Raw genomic sequence first — 26,876 nt, 5'->3', positions numbered from 1 at the left:
TATGCCAACTATATAAGACCCAGCGCGAAGTTTGTAGATAATTAACCATAGATAACAAAAAAACCTTCAAGAAAAGTGCATTTTCTTGAAGGTTGGTCATGTATTTGTTCATTGAGTGCTGGTTAACTGTGTACCTATTAACTAAGCGCTTATTGAGCGATAAAAAGCATGGGCTACTATTGCTTAATTAAAATCAGTAACGCGCATCTTTCGGTTTCTTACCACTTGGCCAGTCATTTACTTTGCCAGCGAAGTCAGGGCGAGGTTTGTGCGCAAAGAACTCAGCGACGTCTACAGCATCTTGATCGGATAAGATGCCACCATGACCCCATAAACCCTTAGTTTGAACACTCATGGGCATGTTGTACTTAACAAAAGCTGCCGCTTTATAAGTACGTGCCATACCAGCCCCAATGTTAAAGGATTCATCACCCCAGAGTGGCGGGAAAACAATGTGACCAAGGTTGTCTCTCTTGCCTTCACCGTTGTCGCCGTGACAGCTAGCACACTGAGCAAAATAAATCTTCTCACCGCGATCTGTATCTGCCACTAAAGAGGTGTCTACATCACCCGCGTTTTGGATATCGACGCGTTGGCTTTCAGGAATTTTTTGGCTGAGCCATTCCATGTATGCAATCATGGCTTTCATCTCTGGCCCTTCACGATCAAGGGGTACACCATTCATAGAACGTCTAAAACAGCCATTAATCCGCGCTTCTAAATCAACCATAGACTCTGAGCGCGGCATCACGCGAGGGTAAGTGTTAAAGCTGTTGATGTACGGGTCGCCAAGTGGAATTTTGCCTTGCGAGATGTGGCAGCTGTTACAGTTCATCTCAGCGCCAACGTGCTCTGGCAACAAGCGCTTGGTCTCGTTTAATAGACGCTTGCCATAAAAAATCTCATCCGCATTGGGCTCGTTCAATATTTCTGTATCTTGTGGCAGTACATACTTACCAATATCTTCGTTAGCATCATCAGCAGTGGTCACTACGAACTCGGGAGCAGCACGCTCAGCTGGCTCTGGGTTGCCACAAGCTGTCAGACCAGAGGCGAGGAGAGCTGCCACACCCAGTACCAATACTGGGCTTTTAAGTTTATGAGTGAGGTTCGTAAAATTATTCATTACCCGCTCCTTGTGTCTCTGCAGGCACCGTCAGATCCATGGGCAAATCGGTAGCCGTCGTAGGTTTTGCATCTAAGAATGCACGCATCTTGACCACATCTGTGGTATTGATCATGGGTGCTTGGTTGGTCCAGCTGTTACGCACATAGTTCACGACTTCAGCGATATCAGAATCACTTAAATGGCTGAACTCAGGCATCGTAAATGCCATACGGTCATGCGGTGTTTTTGGCATCCGTCCACCACTCAGCGTGATTTGTAATACTGAGTCTGCGTTTCTGGCATAGACAGCACTGTTGTCCTCTAATGCTGGGAAAATACGTGGTACACCCTTACCGTCTGCACGGTGACAAACTTGGCAGTACTCTGCATATAAAATAGCACCGCGACTGTCATAATCACCATCGAGGAGCTTTTGCGTGGTCACGTCTTCTTTTGCAGGTAGTGTCACTTCTTTATTCGGTGCAGGGCTAAGGGTCTTTAGATACGCTGACATCGCATACAGGTCATCGTCAGTCATGTATTGGGTGCTGTGCTCAACCACTTCAGCCATCGCGCCAAATGCGGCAACTTTATCTGTACGCCCAGTTTTGAAGAAATCCACCAACTCTTCTACTTTCCAAGTGCCTAGACCACGATGTTCGCCGCGTAGGCTTTTGGCACGCCAGCCATCGATGACCGCGCCGCTTAAGTATTCATCTGAGCCTGCGTTGGTCAGCGTCACTTCTTGGTAGCCGATACCGCGCTCAGTATGACAGGAGCCGCAATGACCTGGACCTTCAATCAAGTACTGACCACGAGCCAGTACAGCATCGTCTGTCTCTGCAACAAACTCACGTTCAGGTGCAAACAGGGCTTGCCAGTAGGCCAAAGGCCAGCGCCAGTTGGTCACTGGTGGCAGCTCGCTCTTCAAGTTTGCCTGATTGACGGGCTTCACATCAGTCATGAAGTAGGCGTACATGGCTGCCATGTCTTCATCTGGCATGATTTGGTAAGATGGATATGGCATAGCAGGGTATAGTGCTCTATTACCAGGGGCTACGCCATGTTTGACGGCGTTTTTGAAGTCATCAAAGCTATAGTTGCCGATACCGGTTTCTTTATCTGGCGTGATGTTGGTAGAGTAAATCGCACCAAGTGGCGTCAGCATTGGCAGACCGCCAGCATAAGTTTCACCGCCCAAAGTGGTATGACAAGCCACACAGTCAGAGGTTCGCGCGACATATTCGCCTTTTTTGATCAAGGCGGGGTCAGTAATGTTAACCTCAATGTCGCTGGTAGTAGTGCGCATATTGGGCAACAACAACCCAATGATAAAAGCTATTGCCAGCCCGATAGCGGCTGCCATTATAATAATCAGTGGCCACTTTTTCATAAGCCCGCCCTCCATAATAAAATATTTGCCAAACTTGGTATTAGATGATGCTTATCTACAGCTTGGCTAATCAAAGGATACATTCTTACTATATAGTATAGGGTAGAGAGTAACATTAAGGTATTGTGGAAAACCACATTAATTATAAGGTTTTGATGAGATGTGCCAACTTAGCGTTTTAAATAGTAGAAATATCAATAATGCTTAGACGTCTATTCTTACAGGCTTCTATTTTTGCGCTCGTGATTGTGATGCTTAGTGGTGCATCAGTCTCGCAGGCGCAAACCTACTATTTAGGTGTGCTGGCTCCTCAAGGGGAGCGTGCTGCTCAAGAGCGCTGGCAGCCTTGGCTGAGCGAGATGAACACTAAGTTGTCCGATGACACTTTGGTACTGGTGCCGTTGGGACTCGAAAACTGGCAACAGCAAATTGAAGCGCAGCAGTTTGCGCTAGTACTAGGGCCACAAGTACAGTTTATTAGGATGGATACCATCGGTTGGCGCTGGCTTGCGACCTTGCAGACGGGTGCAGCCACATCTCCACTGAGCACCTCTATCGATCCTGGCTCCAAAGCTTTTAGAACTGAAAAAACGCAACAGCCGTTTTCTGCCACCGTTGTATTGGCAAATGAGTTGAACAAACTTAATGAGCTCAAGCAGTCGCATGAGCCAAGTGCGATTGAACAGGTTGCAAGTGCGCTATGGGTCAAGGCCGACAGTAATATTTATCATCTACAGGATTTAGAACAGCGTAAAGTCGTGGCTGTGGATGCTGATGCATTTGGTGGCTATTTACTCATCGCGCATTTATTGCAAAATAACGGCGTGCCGCCCAGTCGTTATCAAACGCAGTTTGTCGGTTATCCCATCGAGCGCACTTTGAGCACGCTGGCGAGCGGAGCAGTGGATGCCGCTATAGCGCCGCTTTGTTTGATGGAGGAGATGGCACAGCAAGGCAAAATTGATAAAAGTAAATATCGTCTTATCCATAAAGTAGAGACGACTTCAAACTGCCAGTCATCAACCAAGATTTATCCAAATTGGACGCTCGCAGCGACAGAGCAAGCACCTGCGGCACTGGTGCGTGAGATCAATCAGCATTTATTTGTCTCTCAAATACAGCAAAATGAATTGGGACAATCAGCAGTTAGTCAGGTTAATGAATCAAGTAGCTCAAGTGACTCGACGATTGGACTGCGCTGGTTACCGCCTGAATCGAGTAGTGATGCCGAGCGCATTTTGTACGAAATGAATCGTCATCCTGCACAAAAAACCTTAACCACTCATATGGTCGATTGGATATATGCGCATCGACTGTGGGTGGGTGTACTGGCTTTTATTATTGTCATATCGACCATCAACTATGGCTGGATGAGCTGGCTGGCATGGCGTCGGCGGCAGCAAATAATGATGCAAAACCGTCTGATTCGTGACTATGATAATAGACTGCGACAATCGGAGCACTTTGCGGTGATTGGTGAAATGAGTGGCTCAATAGCGCATGAAATTAATCAGCCACTGTCGACGATACAGAACTATGCGCAAGGATTATTGATTCGCAGTCAAAAAGCACGAGCTGACATAGAAGATGTAAAGAAGAATGCGGTAGAAAAACAAACCACGGAGACCGCGCTACAGCAAATAGTCAGTGAGACCGAACGCGTCGCAGCGGTAATCAGTAATATTCGGCGCTGGGCGGGCAGGTCGCAACCTGATGAAGTCAGTGTCGATATAGCAGCCACTTATCAGCAGTGCGTGCTACTACTCGGCGACAAGGCAAACGCGCTTAGCTTTTGGTATGCTAGTGACTATCAGCAGCTACGACTGCCAAACTTGGTGCTCGATCAGTTATTGATTAATACTATGTTAAATAGCCAACAGCAAGGCGCTGCCCATATTATGCTGCGCTGTCAGATGACAGAAAATAAGACAGGTCGTTGGCTGGTGTTGCATCTCACGGATGACGCAGGCGGATTTGATGAAGAGCGGTTGGCAGTGAATCAAACGCAGAGTCAGTATGATATCCGCTCGACGAAAGAAGAGGGGCTTGGCTTGGGGCTGATGATCTGTCAGCGGCTCTGTAAATCACTCGGCGGTATCATGCAGCTTAGCAATGTCTATGTGCAGACCGAACTTAATGATATAAAAGCTTTAGATGCGTATTATCAGCAGCGTCACAAGCGTAGCATCAATGGTAAAGTTCAGCTTATGCGTACAGAGGCTTCTTATCCACTAGCAAACGCTATTGGTGCGCAAGTGTCTTTTTATCTGCCGGTACACGTAGCGGATAAAGACCCTATTAAGACCTCACAAATATAGCCAACAAGATAGTGGGTAGTGTATGACTTCTAAGCAAATGCCAAGCGATCAGATAAGCACTCTAGTAGATACTGATAACTTATCGAATGGTCTGTCCGATGTTAGGCCTGAATCGTTAGTGATCCATATCATTGATGATGAGGAAAGCGTCCGCACCTCGTGTGATTTTTTGATCAGCAGTTTGGGATTACCAACTGAGGCGTGGGCAAGTGCAGTAGAGTTCTTGCAGCAAGTAGATATTCATAGCCCAGCGGTGGTGGTCAGCGACTTGATGATGCCAGCGATGAGCGGTCAGGAGCTGCAGGCTCATCTCAATGACAATGACAGCCCGATGGCACTGATTGCATTAACGGGCAATGGTGAAATCCCTGATGCGGTAAATATGCTCAAACAAGGCGCAGCAGACTATCTAGAAAAGCCCATTAACAGCCGCCGCTTACAAGAGGCGATTACAAACGCTCAAGCGCTCACCATCAAACGCGCAAAACTCTATGAGATTCGCAAACTTTATTCAGAGCTGACGGACAAAGAAAAGCAGGTAGCAGATGAGCTGATGCAAGGCAATATTAATAAAGTCATTGCTGACCATTTAGACGTATCAGTGCGGACAGTGGAGGTGCATCGCTCGCAAGTGATGAAAAAAATGCAAGCACAGCATGTCAGTGAGTTGATTCAGAAACTGGTGTTGCTTGCTGAGTAGAGTTGATAAATAAGTAGTAATGTTTGTAGCATGTGCCAAGCTGCACCAATGTTATAAAATATACTGTCATGAAATATACTTTTTATCGGTGCAGCTCAGCATACTCTACGTCATTTTATAAGTTTAGGTTACCACTTATTAAAACCGCAGCCCACCATTAATACTCAAAACTTGGCCTGTTATAAAGGAAGCTTCATCGCTTGCCAAGAATAACACACCGTTTGCTATCTCTTGCGGCTCCGCTAAGCGACCAAGCATGGTTTTCTCACGAATCGGATTTAAAACCTTATAAGGTATAGTTTTCATTAAGTCCGTATTGGCAAAACCTGGAGCAACCACATTGACCCGTACCGCTGCGCCTTTTCTCGAAAACTCTTTTGCCCACGTCTTTGCCATGGCAATGACGCCCGCTTTTGTCGCCGCATAGTTGGTTTGACCAATATTGCCATCTTCACCGACTATTGAGCTGATATTCACAATAGAGCCTGACCCTTGCGCCATCATCATAGGACCTATCAGCTGAGTCACGTTGAAAGTCCCTTTTAAATTGACATCGATGACTCTATCCCACATCTCTTCAGTCATTTTATGCAGCAGTGCGTCTTTAGTGACCCCAGCGTTATTAACTAAGATATCGATACGCCCAAAGGTCTCTGCAATCTCATCGACCACTGTTCTTAGACGCTCTCTATCGGTCACATCGGCTGATTTGAAGCTCAGGTTTTCTTGCTGCCACTTTGCATCACCAATATCCAAATTTATAACCGTTGCCCCTTCTCTCAAAAAGGTTTGCGCGGTTTGCTTACCAATACCTTGGCTGGCACCTGTGATAACCGCAATTTTATTTTTTAGTCGCATTTATTACTCCTTTTTGAGTGTTTTTAGATTATAGACTGGTCTCAACCAGCCAAGTCCACAGCTTACGATAGTCTATACTAAGTTGCAGGCGAGGGGATAGATGAAAGTATATGCCCATCACTCAATGACAAAGGTTTATAAACAGCGGTTACTCTATCAGTATGCCAAAATCCATTGCTTCCTGACGCAGCGCCTCTCGAAACTTTGGATGCGCGATAGATATGAGACGCTCTATGCGCTCTTTTATATTGGTGCCTTGCAAGCGGACGATGCCATATTCAGTCGCTATCATATCGATACTATTACGCGATAAGGTGACAATTGCGCCGCGTTTGAGAGTGGTGACGATTTTTGAGACTTCCACACGTTCGCCTTGCTCATTTTTGACCATAGCCGTTGAATACAAAGCGATAATACTTCTGCCGTTTTTTGCCATCTGCGCACCCAAAGCCGTATCGGTTTGACCACCTGAGCCGCTAAATTGCACATGACCAATAGACTCAGAGCAAACTTGCCCAGTCAAATCCACTTCTATGGTGGTATTAATCGAGACCATGTTGTCATTTTGGCTAATGACATAAGGATCGATGACGTAAGAGCCTTTGAGCACCATTACTGAGGGGTTGTTGTCCAAGTATTCATAAAGCCTCTGATTGCCAAGCGCAAATGAAAACACCACCTTGCCAGGATGCAGAGACTTTTTCTTGCCGTTGATAACGCCTTGCTCGATTAAATCTAGCATGCCCGAAGTCATCATTTCTGTATGCACACCCAGATTCTTTTTATCTTGTAAGCAGGCGGCAACTGCATTTGGGATACCGCCAATGCCAAGCTGAATAGTATCACCATCTTGAATCTGCCCGGCGATAAGTGCGCCGATTTTTAGGTCTTTCTCATTGGGCTCAATATCAGGCAGCACAGGCGCATCGTAATCCGCTTCAATCAAATAATCAATGTCATCGATATGCACCTCGACATCCCCAAAAGTTCTAGGATAATTGTGGTTAATCTCCAAAATGACCAGCTTGGCTTTTTCAATCATTTGCTTTTCGTAAGTATTAGACAAGGACAAGGATACAAAGCCGTGCTTGTCTGGCGGCGTTGCAGCACCGATATAAATATCAGGGGTGATATGTTTAAGTCTATCGCTGCCTGCTAAATGCAAATTGTTCGGTACAAATTCAGCATTGCCATGCCTATGCGCTTTGCGCATGGGCGGTGAGAAGAAGAGACTATCAATATTGAATGATTTTTTGTGCTGTTTATCCAAGAAAGCATTTTGATAGAGCGATAAGCAATTGGTAACAGTCACATTTTCGACGTCATTGGCTATGGTATGTAGGTTTTCCATGAACAGCTTAGCTTCAGCTGCCGCTAAACCCGTGACGATATGTTGATCGTTTTTTACCAGCTTTAGCGCCTCAGTGACGCTGATGGTTTTATTATTAATGGCGGCTTCATTGCTGATGGTTTGATCGATACTCATGTGTGTTCCTAATCGTAAATCGGGTTAATATAGTCGGAGTACTTTTAAACCGCTACGGTGTTACCCGCCCTAGATGTACTCAGTGTACTATCTGCGGTCGGTCGCCTTGTAGCGATTTTAAAATTCCTTGACTATAATAGCGGCGTAACCCAACACGTTTTTTGAAAAACTAAAAAGCCCATTCTTAAATACAGGAATGGGCTTTAATTTAAAAAGTAAATAGCTAACCTAACTCAAAATTAAACTGTCATCTTCAACCTTTTCACCCCGTGTCTGCTCAAACATATCGAGCAGGTCGTGTACGGTCATGCCTTTACGATCATCACCTGCCACATCGAGTACCACCTGTCCTTGATGCAGCATCACGGTACGCGTGCCATGCGCCAGTGCTTGTTGCATAGAGTGAGTGACCATCATGGTCGTCAGCTGATTGTCAGTGACGATCTTATCGGTCAGCTCTAAAACGAAAGCAGCGGTTTTTGGATCAAGTGCGGCAGTATGCTCATCGAGCAGCAAAATCTTAGAGGGTTGCAATGACGCCATTAACAAGCTCACTGCTTGGCGTTGCCCACCAGACAATAGACCCATGCGGTCGGATAAACGATGTTCCAAACCCAGCTTAAGGACTGATAATCTCTCTCGAAACAGCTCACGGTTGTTTGAATTGAGTGCAAACTTCAAGCTACGCTTGCCACCGCGCTTATACGCAAGCGCCATATTCTCTTCAATGGTTAATGCCTCGCAAGTACCAGCCATCGGATCTTGGAACACACGTGCGACCCAATGGGCACGTTGGTGGGCAGTTTTTTTGGTGACATCGATGCCATTGAGCAATATTGAGCCACTATCGACACGGGTCGTACCGCTTACCGCATTCAAAAACGTCGATTTCCCTGCGCCATTGGTACCAATGACGGTAACAAACTCACCGTCAGCAATGTTTAAATCAATACCACGCAGTGCAGGGTTTTCGATGGGCGTACCTGGGTTAAAGGTCAGGCGCAAATCATTGGCTTGCATCATAATCGTTATTCCTTATTGTCTCTTCAAGCGTCGCAAGTTTTTATCACTGTTTTTGTGGCTCGATATTATGCACGAACTTTACGAGTTGACTTCCTCCCCTCCTTAAACGGAGGGGATTCCTACCGCTAGACGCTCAAGCCCGAGCGCGAGAATGTTTTTTGCCGCATTGATATCGCGGTCATGAGTGACACCGCACTCACACCACCATTCTCTTATTCCAAGCTCTGTCCTACCTTTCGGACTGTTTTGGCGTGAGCCGCAACGCGAACAGGTTTGGGTGGTGTAGCTTTCATTCACCTCAATATAATGGCAACCTGCATGCTTGCATTTGTAGGTCAGTTGTCGTTTTATTTCAAACCAACCTGCGTCATAGACAGACTTGGCAAGGTTGCCCCGAGTGAATGAGTGTGATTGAAGTTTGCCAACGACAATCACGTTGTTATCTTTGCTTAGTTTCGATGTGAATTTATGGATCAGGTCTTGGCGGGTGTTTTTGATTTTGGCATGAACAGCCTTAACCCGCTTTTTATTATTTGCTCTTTGGGCAATAGCGAGCTTTTTAGCCCATTTTTGCGTTTGCTTGATGGTGAGTTTATCGCCTTGGCTGCTAATGGCTGATTCTTTACAGCCCAAATCAATGCCGACTTTACCACTACCACACTTGTTGTTTGGAAATTCCTTAACGGTGACACAGGCATACCAAAGACCACGATTGTCCTGTACCAGCTCACAGGTATTAATACTATAGAGGGCAAGGTTATAGCTGTCCCATACATCAATCGTCAGTTTTTGACCTTTAGCAAGACTAAATTGAATGGTGGATTTAAGACTTTTCTTACCCACTTTTTTAACACCGAGATATTTAATAGCGGTCTTTTTAAAGGGTATCCAGCCCAAACTCTTGCGCTTGGCTTTAGGGTTGTTGGTGCGCCAGTTGAGCTTGGCTTTGTTGAACTGTTTGCGACTTTTGGCATGGGTTTCGGTGATGGCTTGCAAAGTTTGACTGTGCAGGTTTAGAAGCTCGCCACTGCCTTTCACATAAGCTGCGATGTCGTAAGCTGAAAAGAAATGTCCTGTACGTTGAAGGTGTTTAAAGCTCAAGTCATTCACATAGTTCCACACAAAATTGACCGATCCCGCCAATGTGTTTAATTGGGTAGCATGTTTGTCTTTGATGCGTAGCTTGAGTGTTTTCATGGTATGATTATGATCTCAGCGCGGTTGGTTGACAAGGGGTATTCAGGATTAAACAACAAAGGCTGACGCCGTAAATCCACGCCCTAGAAGGACGTGGATTTACGGCGCTTTTTTGATAAAAACTTGGTCTTGGCTTTTGGCAATACCAATGCGACTACCACAAGTAGCGCTGTAATCAAGTTCAAATCCTGCGGACCAAAGCCAATACTACGCAGCGTATCACTTGATAGGGCGACCTGAATAAATAGCTTATAAAGTACCGCGCCAAGTATAACGGCAAAAGTAATCAGCCAAATACGCTTGGCGGGAATGATGGTTTCACCAATGATAACTGCTGCCAAACCAATGACAATGGTACCGATACCGATAGAGATATCTGCCCCACCTTGAGTCTGTACAAACAGCGCCCCTGCTAAAGCAATCAGACCGTTAGAGATTGCCATACCAATGACCGTCATCCATGAGGTGTTGATGCCTTGCGCCTGAGCCATGCGCAGGTTAGAACCAGTGGCGCGCATAGATAGACCAGATTCAGTACTATAAAACCAATCTAAGAATAACTTCGCCAGTATCACCACCACACCAATGATGAGACAACGCATCCAAAAGCCGTTACCGTCATTAACCAAGGTACTAAACACAGTGGTCTCACCCAACAAAGGTAAGTTTGGCGCCCCCATGATGCGTAGGTTGACAGAATATAAAGCTACCATGACTAAAATACTGGCCAGTAGCTGTAAGATACCAAGCTTGACATGTAGCCATGCTGTCACGATACCTGCCACCGAACCTGCCAACATGCCAAAGAGACAAGCAAGCCAAGGGTTGATACCCGCTATGATAGAGATACCAGCGACCGCGCCACCTAATGGAAAGCTACCGTCGGCTGTCAAGTCAGGAAAATCGAGCGTACGAAATGAGATGAGGACGCCTAGAGCCACAAGGCCATAAATCAGACCACTTTCAAGCGCACCAAAAAAAGCAATTAAAGACATAAGAGATCAGTAAGTCATAACCAAGCGTTTAATAAATATTAGGGCAGATGGGTGAGTGGCATAGACCAGTATCATCTACCTATTAAACGACTGAGCGGTGAATTTAACAGATTAAAAAATCTGCAGTTAGGGTAAACCAAAACATATCACAGTAATAAGTCATCATAAGCTTTTGTATTTTAAAGCTTTTAAAAAACAAGCCCAGCCTATCTGATTAGTAGCTGGGTCTTGTCTATGCTGAGTCCGTGCTGCATAAACAGCAATATAAAGCTAAGGTAGACGACACTTTAAGGTTTATTACAACAAAACATCTTTTACTTTGAAGGTTTCATTAATAGCATATCTATGACCGATACGCTATCAATACCCCCAGTATAACCAGTCGTTATTCTACCACTTCTTTTGCTCTATCGATAACTGCTTGTGGCAAGGTGATGCCTTCTGCCTCAGCATTTTTTGGACTGACATACAAATCAAGATTCTGCGGTGTATAAACAGGTATCTCACCTGCATTTTCACCATTCAGGATACGTACGACGATTTTCCCTGTTTCGCGACCAAGCACGTAATAGTCGACTCCTAATGCGGCAACAGCACCGCGAGCAACTGAGCTGGTGTCAGAGGCAATGAGGGGAATCTTACTTTCTTTAGCGATTTGGAACAGTGACTCATAGGCTGATACGACGTTGTTATCCGTTGAGGTATAGATCATATCGACCTTACCTTCTAGACTACGTGCTGCCATAGCGATGTCATTACTACGCTGAGCTGGTGCCTCATGTACATCGATACCGAGTGGCGCTAGGTTTTCTTTCAATGCTTTTAAGACGATGGTTGAGTTTACTTCACCTGGGCTATAAACATAACCGACGTTTTTTAGATCTGGAATAATCTGGCGCATAAGCTCGATTTGTGGCTCATACGGTAGGGCATCGGATGCACCTGTAACGTTAGTGCCAGAGCCGTCAAGCTTAGGTACCAATTTGGCTGCTACTGGATCAGTAACCGCTGAAAACACCAATGGAATGCTACTGGTTGCGGCGGCAACAGACTGAGCTGAAGGCGTGGCGATAGCGACGATCACATCTGGAGAGTCCGCCACAAACTGCTTGGCAATCTGTCCTGCTGTAGCGGTGTTACCCTGTGCACTTTGGAAGTTAATCGTTAAGTTTTCACCGTCTGTAAAACCTGCTTCATTTAGCTCATCGATGACACCTTTGCGCACATCGTCAAGCGCTGGATGTTCAACAATGGCAGTAATAGCAACGGTCTTCACATCAGTAGCTGTGTCACCAGATGCAGCATCAGTGGTCTCTTGTGCTGATTGGTTGCAACCAGTCAAGATAGCGGTACAAACGCCGCCCCATAACAGAGCCTTGGCAAAACGATTTTGGTACAACATGAGTCTTACTCCTAAAGGTAGATAGTGTTTCCATACAAAAATTAAATGTTTTTTAAATCACTGCTGATTATTTGCTGGCAGTTTGGGTATCAGTATCAACATTAATGGCATTATTAAGTAGCTCTGTGGTCAAAGTCGTGCCTTGTTCAGCTGCGTGCTTAGGGCTTGCATATAAAGTTAATGTATTCATTATTTGTGGTGAGATATCTGTGACAGCTTCACCATTTAGCACTCGATAGACCATTTTGCCAGTGGTGCGTCCAAAGTCATAATCGTTGACACCAAGGGCCGCAGTCGCGCCGCGTCGCACACTAAACTCGTCTGAAGCAATCACAGGGATGTCTAGCTCATTTGCAGCGCCTGCCATCGCTTCAAAGGCAGATACTACGTTGTTATCTAGTGACGTGTAAATAACATCTACGCGACCAGCAAGGCTACGTGTTGCCATGGCAACGTCAGTGGGGCGGTTGGCTGTCACGTCTAATATCTGAAGACCACGCGCTGGTGCGGCTTTTTTAAGCTGATTGAGCACCACCACGGAGTTGACCTCACCTGGGCTATAGACATAGCCAATGGTTTTTGCATTGGGTACAATTTTGAGAATGTTGTCTAACTGCGGCTCGATAGGTAACTCGCTGGATAACCCAGTCACGTTAGATTGAATAGGAACGTCGTTTTCATCAATGAGTTTGGCCGCGACAGGGTCGGAAATGGCGGTATAAATAACGGGTACAGTCGTGGTCGACGCAACAACGGATTGTGCTGATGGGGTAGAGATGGCAACGATGGCATCAGGCATGTCGCCTGCAAACTGCTTGGCAATTTGACCGGCTGTACCGGTATTCCCTTGTGCACTCTGAAAGTTGACGGTCAGGTTTTGACCCTCTATGTAGCCATTGTCCGCCAGCTCATCGATGATACCACGGCGCATGGCGTCCAATGAGGGGTGCTCAACGATTTGAGTAATGGCCAAAGTTTTGGCAGGTTTGTCAGTGGCTGTAGTCTCATCAGTCGTTGCAGCAGTGTCTGTAGAGTTTGAGCAGCCGATCAATCCAAGTGTGGCGCTGAGGGCAGCACCATATAGGCTAAGACGTAGAGTAGAAGCAATATTCATTATTAGTTTAACTCATTAGTGATACCAGTCTTAAAATCACGTTGACGTTGCCAGACTAGTTAAGTCTACTTGATGCAGTACTTATAATGGTCTAATTGACAAGGTTTGATTTTAAAAATGGTATTAGAAAGTGCAGGTTAGCCGAGTCAATGCTATGTTGATGCCAAGATAGCAGGCTAACAATAAAGTAATCGTTCCGTCGATCATTATGATCATATTATGACAGTAATGTAACTTATCGCAATAAAAAATTAAAGCGTATTCGTCACGGATGCTATTAATGCCGGTATTAGCTGTTTTATTGAGCTAAATTTGGTAGCTTAGGGCAATAAAAAAGATGCCACGAGAGCATCTTTTTTTATGATTCATTCATTTAGATAGCAGTCAGTTAGAGATTAATCAAAAACACGCCATAGGCTACGGAATAGCCAGCCGATCAAATAAAAAGGAATCTCTAATATATCTATAAAATATAACCAGTCCCATATACTCGAAGGCTCTGAATGACGGTTACGCCGTGAGCGTTTGATTTCCGCAGTATACACAAATAGTAAAGCGCTAATAATACCACTACCAAGCGCAATCCATATGGCGGTGGTATCATCAGTAAAGTACCAGTAGGCAACTAGACCGAGCGCTAAATATATCAGGATATCGGCGAGTAATCTCAGCAGTACCATAAGACGCTCTAATAGTGTTTTTGGATTTAAGGTACGAATTAAAGCACTTAAGCGAGCTTATCACCAACCACACAAGCATCAGGCAAAGTGACTACCGTCAGGCCAGTCTTTGGATCACCAGTCGACAATACCATGCCTTCTGAGACACCGAATTTCATCTTACGCGGGGCAAGATTGGTCACGCAAATCACTTTTTTATCAACCAATTGCTCAGGCTCATAAAATTTACGAATTCCGCTAAATACATTGCGCGGCTTGTCTTCGCCAACGTCCAAGGTAAATTGCAGTAGCTTGTCCGCGCCTTCGACATGATTGCATTCTAAGACGTGCGCCACTTTCATCTCAACTTTGGCAAAATCCTCGATACCGATATGGTCAGCTTGATCAGCATCTGTTGTCACTGGTGGCGTGCTTTTGGCTGCTGTTTTGCTGTCGTTGTTAGCGACTGATTCATTAGCAACGGGAGCATCTGCTTGGGCTAATGACGCTTTTGAGGCTTCAACCATCGCTGTCACGTCTTTTTCTTCGATACGCTGCATCAAAGGCTTGAACTTATTGATTTTATGACCAAGTAACCACTCATTACGACTGGCAAAGCTTAAATCGTCAATGTTTAAAAATTCTTTGGCATTGGCAGTCAGCTCAGGTAATACTGGCGCGAGATAAACCATCAGTTGACGGAAGATATTAATCGCAACCGAGCACACGTCTTGCACTTCTTGCTCAGTGCCTTCTTGCTTGGCAAGCGACCAGGGTTTTTTCTCGTCAATATACTCGTTGGCCTTATCTGCACACTGCATGATTAAGCGCATCGCACGGGAGAATTCGCGATTCTCATAAGCAGCGGCAATCTCATCACCCGTTTTGGTAATGTCTTCTAATAACTCTGACTCTACGCAAACATCCGACAGCACACCGTCATATTTTTTGACAATAAAGCCGGCACTGCGACTGGCAATGTTGACTACCTTACCAACCAAGTCAGAGTTGACCTTTTGCATGAAGTCTTCTAGATCTAGGTTGATATCTTCGACTTTATCAGTGAGCTTGCTGGCAAAGTAATAGCGTAAGTATTCAGGATGCAAATGCTCGGCGTAAGTTTCGGCCTTGATAAAAGTGCCGCGTGATTTACTCATCTTTTCGCCATTAACCATCAAAAAGCCATGAGCGAAGACACCAGTTGGCGTACGGAACTCACTCCCTGCAAGCATGGCTGGCCAAAACAACGCATGGAAGTAAACGATGTCTTTACCAATAAAGTGATAGACCTCGGTTTTATTTTCGTTTTCCTGCATCCAATAACGATCAAAGTCCAATTCGTTTTCGGTGCCCATGCGTTTGTCGCATAGGTTTTTGAAGCTCGCCATATAGCCGACAGGTGCATCTAGCCACACATAAAAATATTTGTCTGGCTCATCGCTTGGGGTATCTGGAATCTGAAAGCCAAAGTAGGGCGCATCACGCGAGATATCCCAGCTGGCAAGACCTGCATCGAACCACTCTTGTAGTTTGTTGACTACCGATGTTTGCAGGCGATTTTCACTACGCGTCCACTGTTTTAAAAATTGCTCAAATTCGGGCAAATTAAAGAAATAATGCTTAGAAGTTTTTAGAACAGGCGTGGCATTAGACAGGGTTGAATGCGGGTCTTTGAGATCTGTCGCATCATAAGTGGTACCGCATACTTCACAGTTATCACCGTATTGATCTGGCGAATTACATTCAGGACAGGTGCCTTTGACAAATCGATCTGCCAAAAACAGCTGTTTCTCAGGATCAAACAGTTGCTTCACATCATGAGTGGAGATATGCCCAGCACTATTAAGCCTACGATAGATCAGCTCGGAGAAGTGCTTGTTTTCTTCTGAATGGGTGGTGTGGTAATTATCAAACTCAATCAAAAATTTGGCAAAATCGGCTTCATGTGCTGCTTTGACCGATGAAATTTGCTCTTCAGGGGTGATGCCATTTTCTTCGGCCTTGAGCATGATGGCTGTACCGTGTGCATCATCCGCGCAGACATAGGTGACTTGATGGCCTTGTGCTTTCATCGCACGCGCCCAGATGTCGGTTTGAATATATTCTACAAGATGCCCCAAATGAATATCGCCATTGGCATATGGCAGCGCACTGGTTACTAGAATCTCACGCACAAAATCACCTTTATTTTGATAGATAGGGTTAGAGCTTCAAAACTATTAAGCCCAACTCTATAGAGTTTAAAAAATGTGTCTATGATACCGTAAATTGACTGAATTTGTGATATTGCTTAGCAATTATCTCAATATTGATTACCAAAAAACCCACCAAGCGCTGAACTCAGTGGGTTTTTGGAGTAAGTGTTAACGGTTTTAAGCTATTTAGAATGAACCGAATAATGTTCCTAAAGTGATGATGGCTACCACTGCAATTAACGGGATAATCATGGTCACCATAGCGACGTTTAGATAAGACTGTTTATGAGTCAAACCACAAATAGCCAGTAAGGTGATGACCGCACCACTGTGGGGCAGGGTATCAAGACCACCTGCTGCCATAACGGCAACACGGTGCATCAGCTCAGGGTCAATACCAGCGGCGACCGCCATTCTCAGATAGTCGTCACCCAACGTCGATAAAGCGATACTCAAACCACCAGACGATGAGCCAGTAATACCAGCGAGCGTGGTCATCGCCACTGCTTCTGAGATGAGCGGGTTGTTAGGGTTTAGGTTCAAGATGCTATCACGAATGATAAGGAAACCTGCAAGTGAGGCAATCACCGCACCATAACCCACTTCCGATGCCGTGTTAAAGATCGGCAACATAGAATCATAAGTACCACGGTTGATGGTTTTTTGTAAATTGTTCCAGTGACCGATACGCAGCACAATTAAAACGATACAAGCCACAACCAACGAGATGATAATTGACCATAAACCGAGTGAGCCTGCGATATTGAGATCAGGGAACTGAGTTTGCAACGCGCTAAAGTCCATTGACGGAAAGATAAAATAAGTCAGGACAGCGTTTAGGCCAATGACAAGCACCAGTGGAATCATAGCAACGGTAAATGACGTATGATGCGTACTGAGCGTTTCAGATTCTTTTTTGGCTGCACCAACGCCGCCGACATCTTCTTCTTCATGCTGACCATAGCCTTCGCCCGCTGCGTTGGCTTTTTTGGCCCGTGACTGTAGCCATAACCAACCGCCGATAAACATAATCGTACCACCGATGATACCCAAGATAGGCGCGGCAAAAACGTTGGTATTATAGTAAGGAATCGGAATGGCATTTTGAATGGCTGGCGTGCCTGGTAATGCTGTCATGGTAAAGGTGAATGAGCCTAGAGCAATCGCTGCTGGAATCAAGCGCTTAGGAATATCTGCGGCTTTGAATAGATCTTTGGCGATTGGATAGATGGCAAATGCTACGACAAATAACGATACGCCGCCATAAGTTAGAATAGCACAAACCAAGATAACCGCTAGAATGGCTTTGCTGGCACCGAGTTTTTCGACCACAGTATTGGCAATCGCTGTTGCCGCACCAGAGTCTGCCATCAAACGCCCAAACAGTGCGCCTAATAAGAAAATAGGGAAAAATTTCAGTAAGAACCCACTCAAAGCGCCCATAAATACATCGGTATAGGCGGGGATACTGCTTAAAAAGTCACCTGAAAGGAATACAGCTAAGGTCGCCATAATCGGTGCTAAAATCAACACTGAATAACCGCGATAGGCAAAGAACATCAATAGTAATAAAGTAATGACAATAGCAAGTGTGCTAAACATAAGCGCCCTCCTTGGCGAAATTAAGTCAGCGAGTATGCAGTGTCAGTCAATAGTGATCAATAGATAAATGAATACAGAGTTGTTAAGTTTTTTTATTAAATCTACCTCTGTATTATTATTTCTGACAGCTAATTGATAAATAGCCTGTTGAGCTACTGTACTGATTCTCGCTGTCCGTGTCTTAATGTTATCCTCTAGTCGCTACGAGAATAATGTGCTAAGTTAGCACAGGTTTCCCATTTATGGAATATCAATACAAAACTTATTGTTATTAAGATGATGATTACATATGATAGTTGATATGGACAAGCTCTCAAGAGAGCAGTAACTATCTACAACAGGCACCTACAAACCACACGCTTGAATAACAAATATGAGACTTGCAAGGAGATAAGCATGAGTCAATCAAAAGTATATAGCAGTGCCGAAGAGGCGCTAAAAGGTATCGTTAGTGATGGGCAAACGCTCGCTATTGGCGGCTTTGGTCTGTGCGGCATACCTGAAGCATTAATCGAAGCATTACGCGATAGTGGGGTCAAGGACTTGACCTGTATCAGTAATAACGCCGGCGTTGATGACTTTGGTTTGGGTCTTCTATTACAAACCCGTCAAATCAAAAAAATGATCTCGTCTTATGTGGGTGAAAACAAAGAGTTTGAGCGTCAATACTTGGCAGGTGAGTTAGAAGTTGAGCTAACCCCGCAGGGTACTTTAGCTGAGAAGCTACGTTCGGGCGGCGCGGGTATCCCTGCGTTTTATACCGCAACTGGCGTTGGTACACTGGTGGCTGAAGGCAAAGAGACACGTGACTTTGATGGTCGTACTTATGTGCTTGAGCATTCATTGCGCGCTGATGTGTCGTTAATCAAAGCGCAAAAAGCGGACAAAGCAGGCAACCTGATGTTTAATAAGACCGCGCGTAACTTCAATCCAGATTGCGCCATGGCTGGGAAAGTAACCATCGTCGAAGTAGAAGAAATCGTAGAGATGGGTACATTTGATCCTGACGAAGTGCATCTGCCAGGTATATTTGTACAGCGCATTGTCTTAAATAGTAGCCCTGAAAAGCGTATCGAAAAGACCACGACCAAAGCAGCTGAAGGCGCTTAAATAAAGGGTTTATCACGATAATTATCGAACGTTTAGATTATTGATAATAAAGTATTGTAAACATAAAATATCGTAAAAAATAAGGAAGTTACCATGGCATGGACAAGAGAGCAGATGGCACAGCGTGCCGCAAAAGAGTTGCAAGATGGCTATTATGTAAACTTAGGCATTGGACTGCCAACCTTAGTAGCCAACTATATTCCTGAAGATGTGGATGTTTGGTTACAGTCTGAAAATGGTCTGTTAGGTATTGGCGAGTTTCCTACCGCAGAAAACGTCGATGCTGATTTGATTAATGCGGGCAAGCAAACCGTAACAGCAGAGCTAGGCGCCAGTTATTTTAGTAGTTCAGAATCATTTGCGATGATTCGTGGCGGCCATGTCAATCTGGCTATATTGGGTGCGATGGAAGTCTCAGAGCATGGCGACTTGGCTAACTGGATGATTCCCAAGAAAATGGTCAAGGGCATGGGCGGCGCGATGGATCTGGTCGCAGGCGTACAGCGCGTGATTGTACTCATGGAGCAGGTCAATAAACATGGGGATCCAAAAATCCTTGCCAATTGTGAGCTGCCACTCACGGGTAAAGGGGTCGTCGATCGTATTATTACTGAGCTGGGTGTATTAGATGTCACTGACAATGGCTTAAAGCTGGTTGAGTTGGCAGATGGTGTCAGTTTTGAAGAGCTACAAGAAAAAACGCCAGTCAGCATTGCTCAGTAAGCAGCTGTCACCCAATGTCATATAGTCATCTTATAAAGCTACCAAATTAAGGAATATAAAATATGGCGACCGAATTACAACAGGATTTAACAGGCAAAGTAGCATTGGTCACAGGCTCTGCCAGTGGCATCGGACTTGATATCGCTGAGACTTACGCAAAAGCAGGAGCAGCAGTTGGCATCGCTGATATCAATCTTGAAGCGGCACAAAAAGCCGTGGACACTATCAAAGCTGCTGGCGGTCAGGCGCTTGCTATCGAGATGGATGTCACCTCAGAGGATGCTGTAAACGACGGCGTACAACAGCTGGTCGATACCTTTGGCGGCATTGATATTTTGGTTTCAAATGCGGGTATTCAAATCATCAACCCGATTGACAAGATGGCGTTTGCTGACTGGAAAAAAATGCTTGCCATTCACTTAGACGGCGCGTTTTTGACTACCAAAGCGGCGGTCAAGCACATGTATAAAGATGGCAAAGGCGGTACAGTCATCTATATGGGCTCAGTGCATTCGCATGAAGCTTCATTATATAAATCGCCTTATGTCACTGCTAAGCATGGCTTACTTGGACTATGCCGAGTATTGGCAAAAGAGGGCGCTGAGCACAATGTACGCTCGCATGTCGTGTGTCCAGGGTTTGTAAAAACACCACTGGTCGAAAAACAAATCCCTGAGCAAGCCAAAGAAAAAGGCATCAGCGAAGAGGAAGTGGTTAACGATATTATGCTAGTCAATACTGTGGATAAAGAATTCACCACCATCGACGATATTGCTCAATTAGCATTGTTTTTGGCAGCGTTCCCAACCAACGTATTTACAGGGCAGTCTATCGTTGCCAGTCATGGTTGGTTTATGAACTAATGACCTTCGTAGCTATATGGTCGGGAAGCTCTAAGATCAATACAAGACGACCGTGCGCAGATGGTAAAAACAGTAGATCTGGTGAGGTTAGCACTGTAGCGACTTAGAGTTTCTTTGGCTATGGCGCTGATTTGACAGTCATTACTTGCTAATAAAAGCCCAATCCATTAGCATCTGCTTTTATATTGACTTGAGCCAATAATATTGGCTCTTTTTTATTAGCGCTTGTTGCACCGTTTTGGGTCGCACGGAGTAAAAAATGAACCATGAAGCCCTAGCATTGTCATTGAGCATGGCTGCTGAACAGCAGCAGTTTGAACAAGCCATCAATCAAGTTGAAGACCTGCGACCTATTGATGTTGCTGATGTGTTAGCGCTTATTGAATCTACGCTTGCTCGGCAGTTGTTGGAGCGGCTACCCAATCGCTCGACGATATTTTCTTATTTAGAGCCTGATATTCAGGTCGCGATGGCGCATGAGTTTCCGCGAGCAAGTCTGGCGAGGATAGTGGGTGAGATGCCTGCTGATGAACGCACTGACTTATATAAGCATCTCAATCAAGAACAACGTGATGCCCTTTTGCCAGCCCTGGCACAGGCCAAACGTGAGGATATTCGCAGGCTGTCTGCCTATGAGGAGCGCACCGCTGGCGCCTTGATGACATCTGACTATGCGACTTTGGATCCTCAGATGACGGTCGCCGAAGCATTAGATGCATTACGATTAGAAGCCCCCGATGCAGAAACCATTTATCATGCTTATGTCATCGATGATGAGCGTAAATTATTGGGCGTGGTATCGTTAAGGGTGCTTATTTTAGCATCACCAGAGCAGATAATATCTGACATCATGGTGAGCTCTATCGTCTCTTCTGATGTTAATGATGATCAAGAGGACGTCGCCAAAACCGTGGCACGCTACGACTTAATCGCCTTACCGATTACTGATGCGAATGGTGCTTTGGTCGGTATTGTCACTCACGATGATGCTATGGACGTGGCTAGTGATGAGGCGACCGATGACTTTCATAAGTCAGGTGGTGTCTCGACCATGGTAGGTCGTCTAAAAGACGTCAGTATCAGAGTGCTGTATCGTAAGCGTGTGTTTTGGCTGGTATTTTTAGTATTTGGCAACCTGCTCTCTGGGCTTAGCATTGCAAGCTTTGAGGACGTAATTGCTGCCAACTTAGTACTAGTGTTCTTCTTACCATTGTTGGTCGATAGTGGTGGTAACGCGGGCTCTCAGTCTGCCACCTTGATGGTACGCGCCTTGGCGACAGGGGATGTGGTGATGCGCGACTGGTTCTCGCTACTGGGTCGAGAAGCGTTGGTTGCACTCATGCTTGGTGCTACGATGGCGGTTGCTGTCTCCATTATTGGTTATGTGCGCGGTGATGCTATTGTATCACTGGTCTTGGCTCTTAGTATGATATCGATAGTGATGATCGGTAGTGTGATCGGTATGAGCCTGCCGTTTATATTAAGTAAAATGGGTCTGGACCCTGCTACTGCCAGTGCGCCTTTGATTACCTCGATAAGCGATGCCTCAGGCGTACTTATATATCTGTTCATTGCTTCGAAATTATTGGGCATCGGCTGAGATAAACAAAGAAATAGTAGTCGTTGAGTATATGCTGTAATTCAGTGTAGAGACAGTGTCCAAAGCTTAAGCCTATTGGCGTTGTGGTTTTTTTATACTTGCAATTCAGCTACACTGCCACGATAAAAGGTTTGGCCAAACAGCTTACTGGCTATGTTAAAAAAATAGCTGCTACGATATCGATGGAGCTGTTTTTAGCATATCCACCCACTTGTATAGGTAGTAAAGGTAGCTATGTTTAATTTTATAAAAAAAATAACGTCCGAAAAACCTGAAAGTCCGCAGCAGCAAGCAGAGCGCGATAGTGCCGTGGATAAGGTACTGCTCGGCTATGAAGTAGATGGGATCAGTATTGCTACCATGGTGACGGGTCTTGAGCGCGAAGGTGGTCAGCTCACCTTAGATCTGCGCTTGCCACAAGACAGTAGCCCTGAGACCATTCAGCAAGAGCTTGGGCAACTGCTGCAACCACATGGCATCAACACTATCCATATGAATGTGCGTCTGCCAGCTGCCGCTAAGGGCGCAGGATCAAGCTTACCGAAGCAAATGCCAAAGACGACGGATGCAATGGCTCAGCAAGCTAAGTCTAGCGCACAGCCCGATACAAATAGCGAACCACCGATTACCAAAGCTGCGCCAACCCAAGCATCACTGACGCCGCATCCCCGTATTCGTCATATTATCGTAGTCGCCTCTGGCAAAGGCGGTGTCGGCAAATCAACCACTACTGTCAATATCGCCTTGGCGTTACAAAAGCTGGGCAACCGTGTAGGGGTGCTTGATGCTGATATCTATGGTCCTAGTATGCCGACTATGCTTGGTGTTGCTGAGGTCAAGCCGCAGCTAGAAAATGATCAGTTTGTCCCAGTCGATGCGCATGGCATGGCGATGCTGTCTATTGGCAGCTTGCTAGATGGCGACAACACGCCTGTGGCATGGCGCGGACCAAAAGCCACTGGTGCGCTGATGCAGCTGTATAATCAAACCAACTGGCCGCAGCTAGATTATCTGGTGATTGATATGCCGCCAGGTACGGGTGATATACAGCTAACGCTAGCACAGCGTATTCCAGTGACTGGTGCGGTGATTGTGACGACGCCGCAGCATATTGCACTGCTTGATGCGCAAAAAGGCGTTGAGATGTTTAACAAAACCAATATTCCGGTACTTGGGGTGGTTGAAAACATGGCGCTGCATACCTGTAGTAATTGTAACCATACCGAAGCCATCTTTGGCGCAGGCGGTGGCGAGTTTATCGCTGAGCAATATCAGGTACCACTATTAGGGCAGTTGCCCCTTGCTAGCGGTATCCGTGCACAAGTGGATAAAGGCGTACCAAGCGTACTCGCTGATGATGAGTTTGCGCCGTACTATCTCAGTATTGCGAAGAACATCGAAGCCAATATTAATAAATTCGCGAAGCCTGCCGATGATAAGCGGATTTTTTAAAAGGAATTACTATGGGTACAGTTGACAGTTTTAAGCAATGCAGCTTGCCCATCGTTGATCAACTTGTTCAAAACGGTCAACCTACCTTTGGCGTATTTGCTAAAGTTAAGCGCATCAACTATCTTGACTACCATAGCCATCTTATTTCGCAAAAGGTGCTGCCAAACTGGCGCAAAGATTTAAAAGCCAATCAATTCTGTTTTATCCAAATTATTCAGCCGCCTTATCGAGTCTGTTTGGCACTTGCGACGATCAAGCTTGCGACCAGTGCTTTCGTCTATCTTTATAATGATGAGACCAGTCAGCTAGAAGTTTGTGAAGCGCTACAACCTTTGACTCGCCAAACGCATTTGCAGGGTGATTGCTATCAAGGTCAGATGGTATTTACCCATGCCAAACTGACCGTCAATTTAGATTTTACGCCTTCTCAGATTAAAGTAGCGCTAGATAGCCAAAACCTTGCACTCCATGCAACGTTGGCGCGGCAATCGCAGCCACTCGCTATCTGTACACCGACGGGCAGACGAGGCTGGACGTTTACCCAAAAAGAGCCATTGACTGCCTTATCTGGGCATTTACTTATCAAAGGGAATTCAGTATTTACTACAGACTCACAAGCAGTTCAAACAGACTTTACTGAGACCACTATCGCCAATTTAGATTGGACGCTTGGCTATATGCGCCACAAGACCAATTGGTTTTGGACGTGTATTAATAGCTATCTGCCAAATGGTCGTCATTTTGCATTGAACTTATCAATGGGCGTCAATGAAACAGGTGCCAGTGAAAATGCGTGCTGGCTTGATGGGCAGATAGCTTATCTACCGCCTGTAATGTTTATACGTAAAGATTTGGACGCAGTAGCGCAGAATACTTGGCGTGTGTATCATCAAAACTTAGGCTGGAGCAATGTAGATATTGACTTAACCTTCACGCCTATCACCGTTTATAAAAAGACTGATAACTTCGGCATGGTTGCCAGTATCTTTGAGCAGTGGATTGGTATTTATAACGGTGAGGTACGGCTAGGAGATGAGATCATTAAACTTGAGAATGTGATGGGGTTGGCAGAAGATCATTTTGCCAAATGGTGATTTATTAGAGCCAATCAGTGATTTCCATAAGTATTGCTTTTAAAGTAGCCACCGCTCTATAAATTAAGCCTTCAATTACGTATAATCGTCGCTATTAAATATTTGCTAAGGAATAACAATGTCTATCAAATCCGACCGCTGGATCCGTAAAATGGCCGAAGAGCATGGCATGATTGAGCCATATGAGCCAGGTCAAGTGCGCTTCAATGATGCTGGCGAGCGTTTGGTGAGCTACGGCACTTCAAGTTATGGTTATGATGTGCGCTGTGCCCCTGAGTTCAAAGTATTTACCAACGTACATTCAGTAGTCGTTGACCCAAAGAACTTCGATGAAAAAAGCTTTATCGATATCGTTGGTGACGAATGTATCATTCCACCAAATTCATTTGCATTGGCACGCACCATGGAGTATTTCCGTATTCCACGTGATGTATTGACCATTTGCCTTGGTAAATCTACGTATGCACGCTGCGGTATCATCGTCAACGTGACGCCACTTGAGCCTGAATGGGAAGGGCATGTCACTTTAGAGTTTAGTAATACCACCAATCTGCCAGCACGTATCTATGCTGGAGAAGGGGTGGCGCAAATGCTGTTTTTCCAAAGTGATGCCGATGACGTCTGTGAGATAAGCTATAAAGATCGCGGCGGTAAGTATCAAGGTCAGCGCGGAGTGACACTACCAAGAACCTAGATCTAAAACCTAAAGCTAGACAAGAACTAATTTTGAAGGTTTAATAGAAAAAATTACAAATAAAAAAGCTGGGCGTATCAAGTACGCCCAGCTTTTTTTTGCATCAGATTTGATTATTTTAAAACTTTTAAACCTGCTCTGTTTTCGCGTTTGGGCTTAGGAGCGGTTGCATTAGGAGAGGCAGACGGTGAAGCTTGCGATTCCTCTTCAGGTTGATAGTTCTCATACTCTTTTGGATCAAAGAACATACCTTGCGAGTTCTCTTTGGCATAAATGCCCATTACCGCAGTCAATGGCACCCAAATATCTTGTGAGACGCCGCCAAAGCGCGCACTAAAATGAATATAATCATTTTCCATGCTCATATTGCCTGTGGCACGGCTGGCAATATTGAGGACGATACGGCCATCTTGTACATGTTCTGTAGGCACCTGCACATTCTCTGCAGTTGCATCAACCATTAGATAGGGGGTGAGCGCATTGTCTTCTATCCATTGATAAATGGCACGCACCATATAGGGACGGGTTGGGGTGATCGATGTGGTTTCGCTCATCTTATGGTTTCCTATACTAAGACAAATGTAGTAAGTTATTTTTGTGAGTTTATAGTTTATTGGTCATTAAATATATCAAGTTAGCGAATACTGGCCTGAAAGCTAGGACGCTCAAACAATCGGGTTTGATACTCAAACAGCGGGCGACTAATAGCGCGCGGCAAAGTAATCTGCATTTCTTCTAGTCGCCATAATAGTGGTGCGAGCAAGACATCACACCAACCAAAATCATCTCCCATAAAATAGGGCTTATGAGCAAATAGAGGTGACAGGGTAATCAATGAATCCGAGAGCTTTTTTTTGGCGATAGCTGCTTGGGCTTTATTAAAGCTGTCTGGATGCATGAGCAGGCGTTTGCCAAGTACCAACCAATCGTGTTGAATACGCCATGCCAACTGCCGAAACTGTGCGCGTTCTTGCGGTGTATCAGGCAGCAGCTTATTAGCATGATAGCGTTCTTCAAGATATTCAAAGATGACGTTTATCTCGTAGAGCGCAATCTCACGCTGTTGTAATACAGGCAAGGTATGATAAGGATTCAGTTCAGTCAAATCTTCAGGGCGCTCAGAGTGCAAACGAGATAGATAATAATCCAGCTTTTTTTCTTCAAGTAATAGGCGCACTACATGACTGTCGTAGCCGTCATCAGCGTATAGAATCAGCTGACTACTTGGAATGTCATTTGCATCAATCATGAAAGCCTAATATTAAGAGTTAAGGTTGTCATCGTAAACAA

The 26,876-nt window shown here is 45.2% G+C and carries 23 protein-coding genes; 9 read left to right on the top strand and 14 right to left on the bottom strand.

What is annotated here, in order from left to right:
* Window positions 1–193: 193 nt before the first annotated feature.
* On the bottom strand, window positions 194–1,126 hold the full coding sequence (locus JMY01_RS08335; protein ID WP_201575125.1) for a c-type cytochrome: 933 nt from the start codon (window positions 1,124–1,126) through the stop codon (window positions 194–196).
* Window positions 1,119–2,501 carry a cytochrome c gene (locus tag JMY01_RS08330; RefSeq protein ID WP_227677768.1) on the bottom strand — a complete coding sequence of 461 codons (1,383 nt, stop codon included), beginning with the start codon at window positions 2,499–2,501 and terminating at the stop codon, window positions 1,119–1,121. The genes JMY01_RS08335 and JMY01_RS08330 overlap by 8 nt, the downstream gene beginning before the upstream one ends.
* Window positions 2,502–2,701: 200 nt before the next feature.
* On the opposite strand from JMY01_RS08330, the gene JMY01_RS08325 reads away from it, so the two are divergent.
* Window positions 2,702–4,819 (top strand): PhnD/SsuA/transferrin family substrate-binding protein, encoded by a 2,118-nt coding sequence (locus JMY01_RS08325; RefSeq protein ID WP_201575123.1) that lies wholly within the window; start codon window positions 2,702–2,704, stop codon window positions 4,817–4,819.
* Window positions 4,820–4,841: 22 nt separating this feature from the next.
* The gene (locus tag JMY01_RS08320; RefSeq protein WP_201575122.1) at window positions 4,842–5,519 is read left to right on the top strand and encodes a response regulator transcription factor; all 678 of its coding nucleotides are present in this window, start codon (window positions 4,842–4,844) and stop codon (window positions 5,517–5,519) included.
* A gap of 138 nt (window positions 5,520–5,657) precedes the next feature.
* Here the strand turns inward: JMY01_RS08320 and fabG are convergent, their stop codons facing one another.
* From fabG to JMY01_RS08270, 10 genes are all read right to left on the bottom strand, one after another.
* Window positions 5,658–6,377: a 3-oxoacyl-ACP reductase FabG gene (fabG, locus tag JMY01_RS08315; RefSeq protein ID WP_201575121.1), complete on the bottom strand. Its 720-nt coding sequence runs from the start codon at window positions 6,375–6,377 to the stop codon at window positions 5,658–5,660.
* A gap of 148 nt (window positions 6,378–6,525) precedes the next feature.
* The gene (locus JMY01_RS08310; protein ID WP_201575120.1) at window positions 6,526–7,863 is read right to left on the bottom strand and encodes an acetyl-CoA hydrolase/transferase family protein; all 1,338 of its coding nucleotides are present in this window, start codon (window positions 7,861–7,863) and stop codon (window positions 6,526–6,528) included.
* A 228-nt stretch (window positions 7,864–8,091) separates the two neighbouring features.
* Entirely contained in the window at window positions 8,092–8,886 is a 795-nt protein-coding gene (locus JMY01_RS08305) for an ABC transporter ATP-binding protein (protein WP_201575119.1), read from the bottom strand.
* 102 nt (window positions 8,887–8,988) lie between these two features.
* Window positions 8,989–10,083 (bottom strand): RNA-guided endonuclease TnpB family protein, encoded by a 1,095-nt coding sequence (locus tag JMY01_RS08300; RefSeq protein ID WP_201575118.1) that lies wholly within the window; start codon window positions 10,081–10,083, stop codon window positions 8,989–8,991.
* A gap of 83 nt (window positions 10,084–10,166) precedes the next feature.
* On the bottom strand, window positions 10,167–11,078 hold the full coding sequence (locus JMY01_RS08295; RefSeq protein WP_201575117.1) for an ABC transporter permease: 912 nt from the start codon (window positions 11,076–11,078) through the stop codon (window positions 10,167–10,169).
* Between the two features lie 385 nt (window positions 11,079–11,463).
* The gene (locus JMY01_RS08290) at window positions 11,464–12,480 is read right to left on the bottom strand and encodes an ABC transporter substrate-binding protein (protein WP_201575116.1); all 1,017 of its coding nucleotides are present in this window, start codon (window positions 12,478–12,480) and stop codon (window positions 11,464–11,466) included.
* A 67-nt stretch (window positions 12,481–12,547) separates the two neighbouring features.
* On the bottom strand, window positions 12,548–13,594 hold the full coding sequence (locus JMY01_RS08285; protein WP_201575115.1) for an ABC transporter substrate-binding protein: 1,047 nt from the start codon (window positions 13,592–13,594) through the stop codon (window positions 12,548–12,550).
* A 395-nt stretch (window positions 13,595–13,989) separates the two neighbouring features.
* Entirely contained in the window at window positions 13,990–14,274 is a 285-nt protein-coding gene (locus JMY01_RS08280) for a hypothetical protein (RefSeq protein WP_201575114.1), read from the bottom strand.
* Between the two features lie 47 nt (window positions 14,275–14,321).
* Window positions 14,322–16,427, bottom strand: coding sequence for a methionine--tRNA ligase (metG, locus tag JMY01_RS08275; RefSeq protein ID WP_201575113.1), 2,106 nt, complete (start codon window positions 16,425–16,427; stop codon window positions 14,322–14,324).
* 207 nt (window positions 16,428–16,634) lie between these two features.
* Window positions 16,635–18,050: a GntP family permease gene (locus JMY01_RS08270; RefSeq protein ID WP_201575112.1), complete on the bottom strand. Its 1,416-nt coding sequence runs from the start codon at window positions 18,048–18,050 to the stop codon at window positions 16,635–16,637.
* A 396-nt stretch (window positions 18,051–18,446) separates the two neighbouring features.
* Between JMY01_RS08270 and JMY01_RS08265 the strand changes: the two genes are divergently transcribed.
* From JMY01_RS08265 to dcd, 7 genes are all read left to right on the top strand, one after another.
* On the top strand, window positions 18,447–19,160 hold the full coding sequence (locus JMY01_RS08265) for a CoA transferase subunit A (RefSeq protein WP_201575111.1): 714 nt from the start codon (window positions 18,447–18,449) through the stop codon (window positions 19,158–19,160).
* A gap of 93 nt (window positions 19,161–19,253) precedes the next feature.
* Entirely contained in the window at window positions 19,254–19,883 is a 630-nt protein-coding gene (locus JMY01_RS08260) for a CoA transferase subunit B (RefSeq protein ID WP_201575110.1), read from the top strand.
* 62 nt (window positions 19,884–19,945) lie between these two features.
* Window positions 19,946–20,746 carry a 3-hydroxybutyrate dehydrogenase gene (locus tag JMY01_RS08255; protein ID WP_201575109.1) on the top strand — a complete coding sequence of 267 codons (801 nt, stop codon included), beginning with the start codon at window positions 19,946–19,948 and terminating at the stop codon, window positions 20,744–20,746.
* 259 nt (window positions 20,747–21,005) lie between these two features.
* Window positions 21,006–22,346 (top strand): magnesium transporter, encoded by a 1,341-nt coding sequence (gene mgtE, locus JMY01_RS08250; RefSeq protein WP_201575108.1) that lies wholly within the window; start codon window positions 21,006–21,008, stop codon window positions 22,344–22,346.
* Window positions 22,347–22,580: 234 nt separating this feature from the next.
* A complete protein-coding gene (apbC, locus tag JMY01_RS08245; RefSeq protein ID WP_201575107.1) occupies window positions 22,581–23,798 on the top strand; it encodes an iron-sulfur cluster carrier protein ApbC in 1,218 nt (405 codons plus the stop codon).
* Window positions 23,799–23,809: 11 nt separating this feature from the next.
* Window positions 23,810–24,892 carry a DUF2804 domain-containing protein gene (locus JMY01_RS08240; RefSeq protein WP_201575106.1) on the top strand — a complete coding sequence of 361 codons (1,083 nt, stop codon included), beginning with the start codon at window positions 23,810–23,812 and terminating at the stop codon, window positions 24,890–24,892.
* A gap of 118 nt (window positions 24,893–25,010) precedes the next feature.
* Window positions 25,011–25,586, top strand: coding sequence for a dCTP deaminase (gene dcd, locus JMY01_RS08235; RefSeq protein ID WP_201575105.1), 576 nt, complete (start codon window positions 25,011–25,013; stop codon window positions 25,584–25,586).
* 113 nt (window positions 25,587–25,699) lie between these two features.
* On the opposite strand, the gene JMY01_RS08230 is transcribed toward dcd, so the two are convergent.
* Together JMY01_RS08230 and JMY01_RS08225 are read right to left on the bottom strand one after the other, a co-directional pair.
* The gene (locus JMY01_RS08230) at window positions 25,700–26,140 is read right to left on the bottom strand and encodes a ClpXP protease specificity-enhancing factor (RefSeq protein WP_201575104.1); all 441 of its coding nucleotides are present in this window, start codon (window positions 26,138–26,140) and stop codon (window positions 25,700–25,702) included.
* Window positions 26,141–26,220: 80 nt separating this feature from the next.
* On the bottom strand, window positions 26,221–26,835 hold the full coding sequence (locus JMY01_RS08225; RefSeq protein ID WP_201575103.1) for a glutathione S-transferase N-terminal domain-containing protein: 615 nt from the start codon (window positions 26,833–26,835) through the stop codon (window positions 26,221–26,223).
* Window positions 26,836–26,876 lie beyond the last annotated feature (41 nt).

It is taken from the genome of Psychrobacter sp. H8-1 (genome assembly GCF_904846575.1).
Lineage (GTDB): Bacteria > Pseudomonadota > Gammaproteobacteria > Pseudomonadales > Moraxellaceae > Psychrobacter > Psychrobacter fulvigenes.
The sequence above is the reverse complement of the archived record's forward strand: the minus strand, read 5'-3'. Positions and strand labels throughout refer to the sequence as shown.

Coding starts and splice junctions, on each gene's coding strand:
- JMY01_RS08330 (WP_227677768.1), bottom strand. CDS start 2,501: ATGAAAAAGTGGCCACTGATTATTATAATGGCAGCCGCTATCGGGCTG.
- JMY01_RS08285 (WP_201575115.1), bottom strand. CDS start 13,594: ATGAATATTGCTTCTACTCTACGTCTTAGCCTATATGGTGCTGCCCTC.
- JMY01_RS08260 (WP_201575110.1), top strand. CDS start 19,254: ATGGCATGGACAAGAGAGCAGATGGCACAGCGTGCCGCAAAAGAGTTG.
- mgtE (WP_201575108.1), top strand. CDS start 21,006: ATGAACCATGAAGCCCTAGCATTGTCATTGAGCATGGCTGCTGAACAG.
- JMY01_RS08290 (WP_201575116.1), bottom strand. CDS start 12,480: ATGTTGTACCAAAATCGTTTTGCCAAGGCTCTGTTATGGGGCGGCGTT.
- JMY01_RS08280 (WP_201575114.1), bottom strand. CDS start 14,274: ATGGTACTGCTGAGATTACTCGCCGATATCCTGATATATTTAGCGCTC.
- JMY01_RS08255 (WP_201575109.1), top strand. CDS start 19,946: ATGGCGACCGAATTACAACAGGATTTAACAGGCAAAGTAGCATTGGTC.
- JMY01_RS08320 (WP_201575122.1), top strand. CDS start 4,842: ATGACTTCTAAGCAAATGCCAAGCGATCAGATAAGCACTCTAGTAGAT.
- JMY01_RS08270 (WP_201575112.1), bottom strand. CDS start 18,050: ATGTTTAGCACACTTGCTATTGTCATTACTTTATTACTATTGATGTTC.
- JMY01_RS08325 (WP_201575123.1), top strand. CDS start 2,702: ATGCTTAGACGTCTATTCTTACAGGCTTCTATTTTTGCGCTCGTGATT.
- JMY01_RS08225 (WP_201575103.1), bottom strand. CDS start 26,835: ATGATTGATGCAAATGACATTCCAAGTAGTCAGCTGATTCTATACGCT.
- JMY01_RS08240 (WP_201575106.1), top strand. CDS start 23,810: ATGGGTACAGTTGACAGTTTTAAGCAATGCAGCTTGCCCATCGTTGAT.
- JMY01_RS08230 (WP_201575104.1), bottom strand. CDS start 26,140: ATGAGCGAAACCACATCGATCACCCCAACCCGTCCCTATATGGTGCGT.
- JMY01_RS08265 (WP_201575111.1), top strand. CDS start 18,447: ATGAGTCAATCAAAAGTATATAGCAGTGCCGAAGAGGCGCTAAAAGGT.
- JMY01_RS08305 (WP_201575119.1), bottom strand. CDS start 8,886: ATGATGCAAGCCAATGATTTGCGCCTGACCTTTAACCCAGGTACGCCC.
- JMY01_RS08300 (WP_201575118.1), bottom strand. CDS start 10,083: ATGAAAACACTCAAGCTACGCATCAAAGACAAACATGCTACCCAATTA.
- JMY01_RS08295 (WP_201575117.1), bottom strand. CDS start 11,078: ATGTCTTTAATTGCTTTTTTTGGTGCGCTTGAAAGTGGTCTGATTTAT.
- JMY01_RS08335 (WP_201575125.1), bottom strand. CDS start 1,126: ATGAATAATTTTACGAACCTCACTCATAAACTTAAAAGCCCAGTATTG.
- JMY01_RS08310 (WP_201575120.1), bottom strand. CDS start 7,863: ATGAGTATCGATCAAACCATCAGCAATGAAGCCGCCATTAATAATAAA.
- dcd (WP_201575105.1), top strand. CDS start 25,011: ATGTCTATCAAATCCGACCGCTGGATCCGTAAAATGGCCGAAGAGCAT.
- fabG (WP_201575121.1), bottom strand. CDS start 6,377: ATGCGACTAAAAAATAAAATTGCGGTTATCACAGGTGCCAGCCAAGGT.
- apbC (WP_201575107.1), top strand. CDS start 22,581: ATGTTTAATTTTATAAAAAAAATAACGTCCGAAAAACCTGAAAGTCCG.